This window comes from Vibrio navarrensis, from assembly GCF_015767675.1.
Lineage (GTDB): Bacteria > Pseudomonadota > Gammaproteobacteria > Enterobacterales > Vibrionaceae > Vibrio.
On the sequence record NZ_CP065217.1, the window covers coordinates 2309832 to 2324291 of the forward strand.

At 45.6% G+C, this 14460-nt stretch carries 13 protein-coding genes; 4 read left to right on the plus strand and 9 right to left on the minus strand.

Going from position 1 to position 14460, the window contains the following annotated elements:
- Nucleotides 1-200 precede the first annotated feature (200 nt).
- Nucleotides 201-1418, minus strand: a complete 1218-nt coding sequence (gene mlc, locus I3X05_RS11035) for a sugar metabolism global transcriptional regulator Mlc (protein ID WP_193157797.1) — start codon at nt 1416-1418, stop codon at nt 201-203.
- Between the two features lie 262 nt (nt 1419-1680).
- On the opposite strand from mlc, the gene pyk reads away from it, so the two are divergent.
- Nucleotides 1681-3129: a pyruvate kinase gene (gene pyk, locus I3X05_RS11040; protein ID WP_045572037.1), complete on the plus strand. Its 1449-nt coding sequence runs from the start codon at nt 1681-1683 to the stop codon at nt 3127-3129.
- Nucleotides 3130-3159: 30 nt separating this feature from the next.
- Here pyk and I3X05_RS11045 read toward each other — a convergent pair whose 3' ends face one another.
- Complete coding sequence (locus tag I3X05_RS11045) at nt 3160-4338, minus strand: patatin-like phospholipase family protein (RefSeq protein ID WP_045572038.1); 1179 nt, start codon at nt 4336-4338, stop codon at nt 3160-3162.
- A gap of 15 nt (nt 4339-4353) precedes the next feature.
- A complete protein-coding gene (locus I3X05_RS11050; RefSeq protein ID WP_139045625.1) occupies nt 4354-4446 on the minus strand; it encodes a YnhF family membrane protein in 93 nt (30 codons plus the stop codon).
- 125 nt (nt 4447-4571) lie between these two features.
- On the opposite strand from I3X05_RS11050, the gene I3X05_RS11055 reads away from it, so the two are divergent.
- From I3X05_RS11055 to I3X05_RS11065, 3 genes are all read left to right on the plus strand, one after another.
- The gene (locus I3X05_RS11055) at nt 4572-5168 is read left to right on the plus strand and encodes a porin family protein (protein WP_193157796.1); all 597 of its coding nucleotides are present in this window, start codon (nt 4572-4574) and stop codon (nt 5166-5168) included.
- A gap of 458 nt (nt 5169-5626) precedes the next feature.
- A complete protein-coding gene (locus I3X05_RS11060) occupies nt 5627-7087 on the plus strand; it encodes a sodium-dependent transporter (protein WP_045572040.1) in 1461 nt (486 codons plus the stop codon).
- A 2-nt stretch (nt 7088-7089) separates the two neighbouring features.
- Nucleotides 7090-7182 carry a MetS family NSS transporter small subunit gene (locus I3X05_RS11065; RefSeq protein WP_139046422.1) on the plus strand — a complete coding sequence of 31 codons (93 nt, stop codon included), beginning with the start codon at nt 7090-7092 and terminating at the stop codon, nt 7180-7182.
- Between the two features lie 654 nt (nt 7183-7836).
- Here I3X05_RS11065 and tnpC read toward each other — a convergent pair.
- The 6 genes from tnpC to ptsG all read right to left on the minus strand — a co-directional run bounded on the left by tnpC (nt 7837) and on the right by ptsG (nt 14069).
- Nucleotides 7837-9312, minus strand: a complete 1476-nt coding sequence (gene tnpC, locus I3X05_RS11070) for an IS66 family transposase (protein WP_193277828.1) — start codon at nt 9310-9312, stop codon at nt 7837-7839.
- Nucleotides 9313-9372: 60 nt separating this feature from the next.
- Entirely contained in the window at nt 9373-10581 is a 1209-nt protein-coding gene (locus I3X05_RS11075; RefSeq protein WP_045568620.1) for an IS4-like element ISVsa5 family transposase, read from the minus strand.
- A gap of 103 nt (nt 10582-10684) precedes the next feature.
- Nucleotides 10685-11461, minus strand: coding sequence for a group II intron reverse transcriptase/maturase (ltrA, locus tag I3X05_RS11080; RefSeq protein WP_337970720.1), 777 nt, complete (start codon nt 11459-11461; stop codon nt 10685-10687).
- 511 nt (nt 11462-11972) lie between these two features.
- Complete coding sequence (tnpB, locus tag I3X05_RS11085) at nt 11973-12173, minus strand: IS66 family insertion sequence element accessory protein TnpB (protein ID WP_197541328.1); 201 nt, start codon at nt 12171-12173, stop codon at nt 11973-11975.
- Nucleotides 12170-12490 (minus strand): IS66 family insertion sequence element accessory protein TnpA, encoded by a 321-nt coding sequence (tnpA, locus tag I3X05_RS11090; RefSeq protein WP_045570768.1) that lies wholly within the window; start codon nt 12488-12490, stop codon nt 12170-12172. The genes tnpB and tnpA overlap by 4 nt, the downstream gene beginning before the upstream one ends.
- A 148-nt stretch (nt 12491-12638) precedes the next feature.
- A complete protein-coding gene (gene ptsG, locus I3X05_RS11095; protein WP_045570769.1) occupies nt 12639-14069 on the minus strand; it encodes a PTS glucose transporter subunit IIBC in 1431 nt (476 codons plus the stop codon).
- Nucleotides 14070-14460 lie beyond the last annotated feature (391 nt).

The window sequence follows — 14460 nt, forward strand, 5'->3', positions numbered from 1 at the left end:
GTTAAAACTCTATTAAAAATAGCCTAAAAAATGCAAGCCATAGCAAAAGTACATGAATGAAAAATAGATAGCAATCAACTTACCTGATTTGGGATAAGCAGCTCACTAAACCTAGCGCAAGAACAATAGCGATATACGAGAAAATTGAAATTTTATAGTAGAAGCATTGGCCTGATGCTTGTTCAGGCCAGAATGGGACATTAACCTTCGACGACCTTCATTAACAGTAAACCATCGTATAGCGCTTGTTTAATTAACGCCGCCCCAGGCATGGTCGCTTGCTTATAAAAGCGTGATTCGACTAACTCAAGATCTTGGTGATAAACGGGCAGGCTTTGCTCTTCAATACATTGGCGAATCGAGGGATAGAGTACGTCTTTGGCTTGGTTAATGACTCCGCCAATAAGAATTTTTTCTGGGTTAAATAAGTTAATGACGATAGCAATCGCTGAGCCCAAATAGCGGCCAAGTTTCTCAATCACAGCGACACACAGCGGATCGCCATTCGCCGCCGCTTCACACACGCTCTCAATGGTGATCTCTTCCATGCCAGACAAAATGGATTCTTCTCCCTGAGCGATACGTTCAAACACCTCTTGGCGTATGGCTTGTGAACTGGCCACCGTCTCTAAACAGCCTCGGTTGCCACAATGGCACTGACGACCGTTGGGATCTATCTGAATATGACCCAACTCACCAATGTTGCCATGCCGTCCTTGCAGTACTCGACCGTCTAGGATGATCCCAGCGCCAAGACCGTGGTGAATCGAAATCAATACAGAGTTCTCATTTTCTTGCGAGTGGCCAAATAATTTTTCGGCCAACGCCCAAGCGCGGGTGTCATTAGCGATAAAAACAGGTAATCCGGTGGCTTTATAAATTTCAGGGCCCAATGCGAGATTTTCAACATTGTAATGGGGCATTTGCAGCACAATACCTTGCTCAGAATTGACCAAGCCAGGTAGCGTAATCGCTATACTGGTGACTCGATCGAGCTGCTCTGCATACGTTTGAAAGAATTCTTCGATTTCGTGTAGGAGGCGAGCTAACACATCCTCTTGATCGCGTTCATGAATATCAATTTTGGTATCAATAAGTACTTCGCCACCCAACTCGTGGAGTGCAATCGTCAGATAGCCGCGGCCTAACCGCATCGAGAGAAATTGCCAACCAGCATTATTTACCTGAAGCCCAACCGCCGGGCGCCCACGGCTGTTCGCTTCCTGCACTGTTGTTTCATGCACAAGATGCGCTTCGATCAACTCGCGGGTGATTTTTGTGATGCTCGCTGGTGCCAGTTGACTTTCTTTGGATAGGTCTATCCGAGAAATTGGCCCTTTGAGATCAATCAGTTTATATACACGACCAGCATTGATCTGTTTGATATGATCAATATGGCCCGGTTGAGCCATGTACATCTTGCACTCCAACATTCTATAACTAGGTAATTTTTTTACTTTGCGAAGTAATTGTGAAGTGAATTGATAGAACCCCGTGACAAGCATCACGTATAAACATGAATCTTTGTGTATTCAATCAAATATCCACAAATTAGTCGCTGGTAGATTTATTCTTGGATAACTTATTTTTAAATGAAAAATTTCCTATAACGCTGGAAAGTCGGCCATAAACCAACCACGCTTCTCAATAGAAAGTGTCACACACATTCCTGGAGTCTCTATGACCAGCAAGCTTAGAAGAACAAAAATTGTCACTACATTAGGCCCTTCAACTGACAAAGGTAATAATTTGGAAGAGATAATCCGCGCAGGAGCCAACGTAGTGCGCATGAATTTCTCACACGGTAGTACAGAAGATCACAAAAAACGTGCGGAAAAAGTGCGAACCATTGCGGCAAAATTAGGCAAACAGGTGGCGATTTTGGGTGATTTGCAAGGCCCAAAAATTCGGGTATCGACGTTTAAAGAAGGCAAAATAGAACTCAATGTCGGCGATCGATTTACGTTAGACAGCGACCTACCCAAAGGCGAAGGGGATCAATACTCGGTCGGTTTGGATTATAAAGCCTTACCAAGAGATGTTGGACCAAATGACATTCTGCTACTGGATGATGGCAGAGTTCAATTACAAGTACTAAACGTCGAGGGCAATCGGGTTCATACCGAAGTCATTGTCGGCGGACCGCTCTCCAACAACAAAGGCATCAACAAAAAAGGCGGCGGTTTATCGGCTGATGCACTCACCGAAAAAGACAAACAAGACATCCTAACGGCCGCTGAAATCCAAGTGGATTACTTAGCCATCTCGTTTCCTCGCAATGGCGAAGACATGAATTATGCCAGACGCCTCGCTCGGGATGCCGGATTAGAAGCCAAGCTGGTGGCTAAAGTGGAGCGGGCTGAAACAGTTAAGAATGACGAAAACATTGATGACATCATCATGGCTTCCGATGTGATCATGGTGGCTCGGGGCGATTTAGGGGTTGAAATTGGCGACCCCGAATTGATCGGTGTGCAGAAAAAGCTGATCCGACGATCCAAAGAACTCAATCGCGTGGTGATTACCGCGACACAAATGATGGAGTCCATGATCGAAAATCCCATGCCGACACGCGCCGAAGTCATGGACGTCGCTAACGCGGTTCTCGATGGAACCGATGCGGTAATGCTCTCTGGCGAAACCGCCGCGGGGAAATACCCGGTTGAGACCGTTCGTTCCATGGCGGAAGTGTGCATCGGCGCAGAGAAGATGATTGAAGCTGGTACGCAAAACTACCGAATCGACAAATCGTTCGCAACGGCTGAAGAAACCATTGCCATGTCCACCATTTATGCTGCCAACCATATGGAGGGAGTCAAAGCGATGGTCACCTTAACGGAATCCGGTCGCACCGCGCTGATGACATCTAGACTTAACTCTCTACTGCCCATCTTTGCCCTATCTCCCAACGAACGTACTCTCAATCGCTGTTCGCTCTATCGCGGTGTCACACCGGTTTTCTTTGATACCAAAGTGGAGACAGGCTTCGACGTTGCGCTCGCTGCACTCAATACGCTAAGAAAGAAAAAATTATTGGAATTTGGCGACCTAGTGATTATCACCCAAGGTGACATTATGGATGTAGAAGGCTCGACCAACTGTATGCGGATCCTACCTGTGTTTGAATAAGCTATGCCTTAATGATTAGAAAGCCAGTGATTACTGGCTTTCATCTAAACGCAGCAAGCTTTCTTTCACTCGCCCCTGTCGCAGCGATTCGTACTGAGTAATAAACCGATTTCCCGCTTGTACACCTAACTCATAATCCGCTAGTAGATCTTTTTTATCGCTAAGCAACGACGAAGAACGTAGCGGCCCATCCGGCGTTATTTGAATCACAAAGGTATCATCTGGCGGTTTGGCAAGAAAATCTCGCGTTAAGGTGTAGGTCTGATAGTGTACCATCAGCATATCCGCCAATCCTGAATCAAAGTTATCGCCAATAAGATGGCTGAGACGATAAATGTTATCGGCGCCAAACAACCAACGCCCTCCGTTCAGCAAGCGAATCGGCTCTCCTTTCTCACTTTGGGATGCGGCAATTTGCTGCTGGAAGAAATGACTCCAGTCGTCTTTCCATCGATTGAGCCGACTCTGCCACTTACCTTGCACGCTGCCAAAAGAGCGGCGAAACCATTCAATTTCCTCTCTCTGCGCTGCGGCCGATTGCTTCACATCCCCTTTTTCTGGCAACACGAACGGCTCCGTTCGAATCACGATAATGGCTCTGGCGTTACGGCGCCAAGCTTCCTGAACAGGAATGGAGGCTGATACACCGCCATCCACATATTCGCGCCCGCCAATCGTCACTGGATTGGAATAGAGTTTAGGAATCGCACAAGTTGCCAGCATAGTTTGATACCAATTGTGCCCAAAGATAGGCAAGTATTTATCAGTGAGTGTGCTGGTGTCGGTTACGGAAGCAAAAGCTTGACGACAGGCCAAGCTCGTTTCTCCTAGGTCTAGGTCAAGCTTGTAAGGATAAGCGCAGATCTTATCCAAGGCCCAGTCCAACCCTAAGTACTGCTTGTTCCTGATGTAACTGAAAAGATTGAAAAATTCTTGAGACGTCGTCAACTCGGTAATGAATGCTTTACCGAGCCCGTGTTGTCGACATAAATAAGAGCAAAGATTCAACGCCCCCGCAGACGTTCCAAAGAACTCATCAAAAGGGTCGAAATTGGCCAGAATAAAAGCGTCCAGCACACCCGCGGTGAAAATTCCTCTTTGCCCGCCACCTTGGGCGACCAATGCGGTTTTCCCATGCTGGTACTTAGCGAAACGCTCTGTATCCAGATTGATGTAACCGTTCGTGACAATACCACTGTTTATTGCCATCGCTGTTACCTAATTTTAAGCGGCAGCGATCGCAATAAAACCAAATGAGAGTAGAACCGCAAACACAGTTGCTGTGATGATTAAGGCTGTTTTCAGATCGTGTTCCATAGGCACCTCCATGCTGTAACAAAGTAATAACAGCTGTAAGAATTATGTTCAAGAGTTGTCTAATATGCCAGCGCGAATTTGAAGCTAGTATCACAATTAAACAATTGGAGATAAAGGGATTTAGTATGTTACATAGAAGTCTCGTTTTGGCCGTTATCAGCTTGCTGATCACCACGCAAGTTCAGGCACAAACATCGAATGTGATGATTACGCCGTTTCTTGGTTTCATCGGAGGTGGTGCGGTAGAAGATACCTCGGGTAAAAGCTATGATCTCAACCCTTCGACAAGCTATGCTATTGCCTTAGAAACACCACTTGAGAAAGGTCGTGTCGGTTTTTTCTATTCCTACCAAGGGTCAGATTTGCAAGGTGTCGAAAATCAATACGGCTTTCACTACTTACATTTCCAAAGCAGCATTTACTATCCATCCCAATCTGGGTTCACTGGCTATCTTGGACTCGGGCTAGGTAGTTCCTATGCCGATGTGGATTGGGCGGATAAAAAATTTGGCTTCTCAGCCAGTATATTCGGCGGTATCGAGTATAAAGTAAGTGACAATCTCGCACTCACTGCACAACTGCGCTGGTTAGGTACCGTGGTCGATAATGACACATCAGGTGTTTGTACTTCATCAGAGGCTGGACAGAACTGCGTTATTCGCTTCGAAACCGACTGGATGAATCAGTTACAATCCAACTTGGGATTGACCTTCAAGTTTTAACAACCGCACAACAATATCTGCTGCTAGGGTGTATAAAAACTAGCCATACACCCTAGTGGGCAAAAACAGTTTATCTTCCAAGACACTTGTTCAATTACAGAATAATAGTCTGTCTCACTAACAATACTCAGCCACGATCGATCTGTCATCTCCTAATGTTACAAGATATAAACCAGACAAACCGCCAAAATTAACAAATGTCATCTATTGCGCCACACCGGATAAATCGCTAGTCTTCTGCTTAAGCGACAGCTGAATATTTCAGATTTCGCAAACACACATCCAACAATTAAACATTTTATTCTAGATTTTTCTGCCGATAACGACATATACACTAAGAATTACGTTATCAATAGGTTAATTACTAAGTTGATTGTGAATTACCGTTATTCCTTTCTCTAGTCAAAAAACTTGAGCAGAAAAGCTTCATTCCTCAGGGAGTCGTATAGGAGTCTTATATGAAGCGAGAACAATGGGGATCCCGTGCGGGATTCATCTTAGCCGCTGTAGGTTCAGCAATAGGTTTGGGAAACATCTGGCGTTTTCCGTATATGGCCTATGAAAATGGTGGTGGCGCATTTTTTATTCCTTACCTTTTTGCCATGATCACCGCGGGTATTCCATTCATGATCCTTGAGTTCAGTATGGGGCAAAAATACCGTGGCTCAGCGCCAAAAACACTCGCTAAAATCCATGCTAAGTTTGAGTGGCTGGGTTGGTTCCAAGTTGGTGTTGCCGCCGTGATTGCGGTTTATTATGTCGCTGTAATTGGTTGGGCAATTTCTTACTTTGGTATGTCTTTCAATCAAAGTTGGGGAACGGATACAAACGCTTTCTTCTTTAGTGAGTATCTTGGTCTAGGTGATAACTCACCCACTAACTTAGGTAGTATTCAGTGGAAGATTGCGATTGCTATGTTGATTGCTTGGGCAATCACTTATGCAGCGATTGTGGGCGGGGTAAAATCCGGCATTGAGCGGGCTTCCAAGATCATGATGCCTATTCTGTTCATCATGGTGCTGATTCTGATTGGACGCATGATTTTCCTACCTGGCGCTCTAGATGGCGTGAACTATATGTTTGCTCCCGACTTTAGCAAAATTTGGGATGTCAAAGTTTGGGCAGCAGCTTACGGACAGATCTTCTTTACCCTGAGTATCGGCTTTGCCATCATGCTGGCTTACTCAAGTTATTTGCCAGAGAAATCAGACATCACAAATAATGCCTTTATGACGGTGTTAATTAACTGTGGTTTCTCTATCCTAGCAGGCATCATGATTTTCTCGGTGCTTGGTTACATGGCGCAAGAACAAGGCAAACCACTTACTGAAGTCGTCTCTGCGGGTGTGGGGCTGGCGTTTGTGACGCTTCCAGCGGCGATCAACCTACTGCCTGCGCCTTATATCTTAGGCCCACTGTTCTTCTTCGCTCTTGTCGTGGCTGGTTTAAGCTCACACATCTCGATTATGGAAGCAGTAACGTCCGCTATCATCGACAAACTTAACTGGAGCCGTAAAAAGGCTGCAACTGTTGTAGTGGGTGTTGGTGTGGTGGTTTCAATGGCCTTTGCAACCAATGGTGGCCTGTTACTACTGGATTTGGTCGACCACTTTGCCAATAACATCGGCATTATGTTCGGTGGTCTGGTGGAGATTGTATTAATGGCATGGCTACTTAACAAAGTGGCAGACGTCCGTGGCTATGTGAACAATATTTCGGACTTCACCATCGGCATTTGGTTCGATGTTTGCTTGAAGTTCATCACACCAGCGGTATTGGCAGTGATTCTGGCAACCAAGCTGCAGGCTCTGCTCACCGAAGGTTATGGTGGTTACGATCTGACACTGGGTTGGGCCGTTATCGGTGCTCTGTTTATCTTTGGCTTTGCCATCAACTTAAGCAATCGTAAGGAAGCATGATTATGACAACTGGTGCAATCGTCATGATGATTATTGGCCTAGGAATTACCTGGGGTGGCGCGGCAATTTGCATTAAGCGCGCAATGGATAAGTAAACGCTATCCAATCTGTTTTCTAGCCGGCTCTTTTGAGCCGGCTTTTTTGCACCTAACATTTCATTGATTTGAGGGCTCATGACTCTAGCCTTTTATTTATTGCCTTCCGTGTTCCAAACATCGTGATAATCATCCTAATTTCAATCACCGCCATTGCTCCTGTTTACAGTGCGACTCCATCAGTTCGAGACCTCCGACGCTTGGAGCAACAGAAACGAACGCAACAACTCGCTTTCAAACGGTCATTCTCGATAGTCTGAGAGCCAGCACAGATAGCATGTCATTAACGTCTGGATGATCAGATTCGACCTTGCAGCGAATCAATTGAGAGGAAATCTGTCTAGAATGCCGAAAGCTTAGTCAGAGGAAGTTAGATATTTAGGGAAAGACGAAACCGTTCGCGACCATTGGCACTGTGCGCCTGATTTCTAGAAACAGAAGTTTCCCCAAAAGTTGCTGAAGAATAAATGCAGGAGGATAGAGCTGAACACCACATCATCCTAAAACAGTTGGATAAAATCATTTCTCAGGTTATGCGAATAACCTAATTAAGAAGATTGAGGATGCAAAACTAATGTGGGAGTGACACAAAAACCGCTCGCGTTGAACACTCAAATAAACGTATCCGCCCCATGAACCCACGGGGCGATATTATTAATGTTTGAAGTTCCAAGGCAGGAGTGCATCGATATCAGGTTCAGCTTTCGCTAACTCCTGCATGCACTTGACCATGTAGTCGTAAAGGATAAGGCCGTTGGCTTTCGCTGTCTCGACGATACTGTAAAGCATCGCGCTCGCTTCGGCTCCATTGGGATTGGTCGAGAAGAGCCAGTTCTTTCTGCCTATAACCAGCGGTTTTATTGCGCGTTCAGCTCGGTTGTTGTCTATCGATAAGTGACCGTCATCGATATAGCGGGTGAGCTTCGGCCACTGACCGAGCGTGTATTTTATCGCCTTACCCACCGGGCTAGACTCAAGCACTTTCTGAGTTGTCATCCATTCATAAAGCTCATCCAGTATCGGCTTAGCATGCTCTTGGCGCTCTGCTTTCCGTTTTTCGGCACTGGCACCTTTTAAGCGGGATTCTATTCCATAGAGTTTCTGGATTTTAGCCAATGCACTATCCGCTTTGCCTGACTTGCCTTTGCCTTGAAGCTTTTTCGCCTCCATGAACTTGCGCCGAGCATGCGCAAAGCAACCGACATTGGTGACTCGATGAAGCCCATCATAAACACCATAGCCATCGGTTTGCAGATACCCATCATAGTCGCCCAAGAAGGCAACAGGGCACGACCTCGCGCGACTGTTTTGATAGTCATACAAGACGATATTTCTCACATTAGGGAGCGCGGCATCGGGCGAGTCCGCGCCCGAGCAGTAGAGCCACATGTAGCATTGCTTGTCTTCCTTGAGGACATTGAGCGGCGTTTCATCCGCCTGAATCACCACTTGCTCAAGTAGGTGCGCTTTCAAGGCCGCGTAAAGTGGAGCGAACTTCTCACTGACTTGGATAATCCACCTTGCCATGGTGGTTCGTGATAGTTCGATACCCGACTGGGTAAACAGGGATTCTTGGCGATAAAGTGGCATCGCGTATTGGTATTTGCCGAGGATGATATTGGCCAGCAAGCTTTCTGTCGCGAAGCTCTTAGGGATAATGCTTTGCGGCGCTGGCTTTTGAACAACGTGGTTTTTGTCTTCTGTTTGCTCGCATTGGCGGCAAGCATATTTAGGACGAACATATTCCAACACTTTGAGTACCGCTGGCGTGAACTCAAGTTTCTCGCTACGGTCTTCACCGATTTTATGCAGGTTATGTTGGCAGCAAGTGCACTGCTTTTCATCGTCGTCTAAATCAAGTTCGATAACTTCACGAGGCAAGCTCTTTGGCAGTGGTCTGCGTTTACCGCGTTTCTTCGTTGTGATGGTCGTTGTGACAACGTCAACCTCTTCTTCTTTAGCAGCTTCACACTCCGCTTCGTTGAAGAGGTCACCTTGGGATTCATTGTAAGGCTTTAACGCCTCCGAGCGTTTAGCGAACTGACGGTCGAAGGCAAGTTTGAGTTGTTCAAGCAGCGATTGGCGCTCTTGTTTCAATTGGGTTTCTGACGCCATCAGCGCTTTCACCATCGCTTGTAGCTCGGCAACATCTTGGCTTTCTGGGTTGATATTTGGCGCTGAGGGATCCCCTCATAATTTCCCCAAAGCATAACCATGTTTGAATAGATTTTGAGCAAGCAGGGTTGCAGCCACGAGTAAGTCTTCCCTTGTTATTGTGTAGTCAGAATGCCGCAAAACTTCCATGCCTAAGCGCACTGTTGAGAGTACGTTTCGATTTCTGACTGTGTTAGCTTGGAAGTGCTTGTCCCAACCTTGTTTCTGAGCATGAACGCCCGCAAGCCAACATGTTAGTTGAAGCATCAGGGCGATTAGCAGCATGATATCAAAACGCTCTGAGCTGCTCGTTCGGCTATGACGCAGGCCCAGACCGTAGGCAGGACTTTTCAAGTCTCGGAAGGTTTCTTCAATCTGCATTCGCTTCGAATAGATATTAACAAGTTGTTTGGGTGTTCGAATTTCAACAGGTAAGTTAGTTGCTAGAACCCATGGCTCCTTTGCCGACGCAGAGTAGATTTTAGGTGACGGGTGGTGACAATTAGTCCGTGTCGAGCGCTGATTTTTTCGGCCTTTAGGGCGAGATTTATACAATAGAATTTGGCATGAGATTGGATTGCTTTTAGTCAGCCTCTTATAGCCTAAAGTCTTTGAGTGACTTGATGATATATCGTGTAAGTTGCTGATAGGTTTACAGTTTTCCGCTCCTAGGTCTGCATATTGTACTTTTCCTCTTACTCGACTTAACCAGTACCAACCCAGCTTCTCAACGGATTTATACCATGGCACTTTAAAGCCAGCATCACTGACAATGAGCGGTGTGGTGTTACTCGGTAGAATGCTTGCAAGGTCGGCTAGAAATTGGTCATGAGCTTTCTTTGAACATTGCTCTGAAAGCGGGAACGCTTTCTCATAAAGAGTAACAGAACGACCGTGTAGTGCGACTGAAGCTCGCAATACCATAAGCCGTTTTTGCTCACGAATATCAGACCAGTCAACAAGTACAATAGGCATCGTATTGCCCGAACAGATAAAGCTAGCATGCCAACGGTATACAGCGAGTCGCTCTTTGTGGAGGTGACGATTACCTAACAATCGGTCGATTCGTTTGATGTTATGTTTTGTTCTCGCTTTGGTTGGCAGGTTACGGCCAAGTTCGGTAAGAGTGAGAGTTTTACAGTCAAGTAATGCGTGGCAAGCCAACGTTAAGCTGTTGAGTCGTTTTAAGTGTAATTCAGGGCAGAATTGGTAAAGAGAGTCGTGTAAAATATCGAGTTCGCACATCTTGTTGTCTGATTATTGATTTTTGGCGAAACCATTTGATCATATGACAAGATGTGTATCTACCTTAACTTAATGATTTTTATCAAAATCATTAGGGGATTCCTCAGTGTAGAGTAAGCTTACACTCCTTCAAGCGCTTTCCAATCGCTCGTAGCAAATACTCTGCTTGTGCTTTGGAATGACAATGGACAACAGCGTCATCTGCGTACCTAGCAAATGGACATTTTGGAGAAGTTTTACTTATCCAAGTGTCAAACGCATAGTGCATAAACAGATTCATCAGTAACGGACTGATCACCCCGCCTTGGGGAGTACCCTGAGTACGAGGTTCTAGGACGTTGTCAACATTGAGTGTTGCCGCTTTTAACCATCTTTCGATGAACAGTAAAGCCCACTTAATCTTTACATGATGACGCACAGCCTTCATCAGAAACTCATGATCGATATTGTCGAATGCGCCTTTGATATCAAACTCAACGACCCAGTCCATTCGCCAACACCGCAGTCGAGTTTTATCTACCGCTTGCAGTGCCGATTTCCCTGGTCGATAACCGTAAGAATCAGGATGGAAGCATCTGTCTATTTCGGGTTCTATTTGCATCTTGACCACCATCTGAGCGATGCGATCAGACACAGTAGGGACTCCCAGACTCCTTGTGCCACCATCCTTCTTAGGTATATTTACCTGCTGAACAGGTGGTGGCATGTAGGAGCCTGACGACATACGATTCCATATCTTGTAGAGATTTCCTTTCAGGTTTCGCTCAAATGCAGACAAAGAGATTTTGTCTACACCAGCTGCGCCTTTATTAGCTTTTACACGCTGATATGCCCTCCAAACGAGTTGTTTTGAAATATCAAACGATTTTGTTGATGCCATCTGGCTCCTCCCTAACATTGCTAGGTTGACTGAATTTCATCAACTGGATAATGCTGCCCCTTCGCTCCTCATCCATTACAGATGACTCATCACTACTACGAGCAGCTCCGTCCCTGTATTTGATATCGGTATTCTTCCTCATGGTATTTGCCATTTGTCATTTCCCTTAACACTCAAATCCAGGTTCCCACGTTCCATGCTACCGCCTAAATCAAGCTCATGCCGCCTATACACCGATTGCCGCTGAAACAGTAAGTAGGTTTCCTTTCAGCTAATCCTAGGGTTACTGGGCGCCCCTAGTTTTGACAATGCTTAATCCTTAACGATGCGTCATCGGACGGTTTGCTTTCGCTCATCTTCTTGATTCATAACTAATATCTTATTGATACCTTTTCCAAAGTCGCTCACTACCATACCTCTTAAATACAGCAGCACTTGGCGGTTTGAAACCGACCCCTACAGGCAGATTTCGGGAGGCCATCTCCCATCAGTAGCACAGCTCCAAAAGGACTTAGCCTTTTGTTCGTGGCACACCCCAGTACAACACTTTGATTTTGTCGCGTTGTTTGTTGGTGAATAGGAACAGTGCGCCGCTGCCCAAGGGCAAGTCGGTGTCATTTTCGATCATCGCAGCGAGGCCGTTGATGGACTTTCTAAAATCGACGCTTTCGCGATAGAGATAGATTTCGGGAGCACTGAGCATACGTTTCATGACAGCGCACCGATAAGTTCTGCAAGATAGGTCGCTGGCGTGCCTTGTGGGATGCTCAGTTCAACATCATTGACGAGCAGGGTCATATTGGCAACGGCAACGTGAGTGGCTTGATACTTTGTGGTCTTTTCAACGACTTCTGCTTTAACAAAGCCAACCGTGTTCGGTTTTTCGATGTGCTTTAACTGTTGGCGCTTAGCGTAAAAAGTGGAGAGGCTCAGTCCGTTACGTTCACAGAATAATCGTTGTGATAGCTGGCTGGATTCATAGTGTTCGAACAGGGTTCGCCATTCTTGGTTAGTGCGTCGTTTGGCCATTTCAAATCTCCTTTGGGTTGGAGGTTTGATCTTATTATTCGGGCTAAACGATTAGAATGCGGGGTTTATGATACGCTTACAAATAAACGCCAAAAGAAGCAAAATAAAAAAGGAGGCCGAAGCCTCCTTTTCACATGACAATGGAAGATTAACCGTGGTTACGGATCCACTCATCCATTTCAGTTTTCAGGTTGTCAGACTTAGTACCGAAGATAGCTTGTACACCACCTGATACTACAACTACGCCTGCTGCACCCAGTTTTTTCAGTTTGCTTTGGTCAACGATTTCAGTATCAGCAACAGAAACACGTAGACGAGTGATACATGCATCTAGGTTAGTGATGTTCGCTTTACCACCGAAGGCTGCAACCAGTTCACCTGCTAATTCAGTACCTGAAGTTGCAGTTACGTCTGCAGTTTCATCTTCGCGACCTGGTGTTTTCAGATCCATTGCACGGATAACGAAAGTGAACACAACGTAGTACAGCACTGCGTAAGCAACACCCAAACCAACGAGCAGCAACATGTTTTCCGCACGTGGAGATTGAACTACGAAATCGATGAAACCGTTCGAGAAGGTGTGACCGTGTACAACACCCAGTGAGTTAGTTAGTACATAAGCCAGACCAGCAAGCACTGCGTGGATTGCGTACAATACTGGAGCGATGAACAAGAATGAGAACTCGATTGGCTCAGTAATACCGGTTAGGAATGAAGTCAGAGCTGCTGACGCCATGATACCCATTACTTTCGCACGGTTTTCTGGTTTCGCACAGTGAGCGATAGCAAACGCCGCAGCTGGCAAACCAAACATCTTGAACAGGTAGCCACCAGCTAGCTGACCGAAACCATTACCCGCTGCACGAGTTGCGTCATCAGCAGTTAGGAAACAGGTCATGATGCCGTGTACTGTTTCACCTGAACCGTTCACACAAGTACCCGCTTCATAGAAGAATGGTACGTTCCAGATGTGGTGTAGACCGAATGGGATCAAAGAACGTTCAATAACGCCGTAGATACCAAATGCGGTTACTGGGTTTTGATGCGCTGCCCAATCAGAGAACGATGCAATTGCAGCACCCACTGGTGGCCAAATGAATGACAAAATCACGCCAAGAATAATAGATAGGAAACCAGTGATAATCGGCACTGCACGTTTACCAGCGAAGAAACCTAGGTATTCTGGAAGTTGAATTTTGTAGAAACGGTTAAATGCCCAAGCAGCCACGCCACCGGCAAGGATACCACCTAGGACACCCGTGTCGATTTTGTCTGCGCCCATAACGGTTGCCATCACTTTTAGCGTTGCAACCATGATTCCGTAACCAACGATAGCCGATAGACCTGAAACACCATCGTTATTGGTAAAGCCAAGTGCCACACCTACTGCAAATAGAAGTGCCATTTGACCAAATACTGAACCACCGGCTTGCTCCATTAGGTGAGAAACCACCTCTGGTAGCCAGCTGAAGTTGGCAGCACCTACGCCAAGCAAAATACCCGCAACTGGTAAGACTGATACTGGTAGCATCAGAGCTTTACCAACTTTTTGCAGGTTAGCAAAAAGGTTTTTAAACATGTTTATGCTCCTGATTAAGTTATTAGAATTTTGGGTTCTAACGGCACACCCCCGTAGCCTAAATGTTAGCACCCAATGAAAATGTAACCACATTTGTCATTATATTTTCCGCCTCTAAATATATCTTGATGCCACTCAAACTTTCCACAAAGTTACGAAATTTAGTTTCAAAACAAGCCTTGGATCACACACATTTACGTCTGTCAATAGAGAAAAACAATGCAGTAAGTTATTGTTTTTATATGACTTTGTAATTAACAAAATTAATTTTATAGCGTAAATAAAATGATGTTCAATGTTATTTTTAGTAACAAAATTACATTTGCGTGAATTGTCGTAGAATCAATCAACATATTTCGTTAACAAGCGCTATTGGATTATTTCGACACAC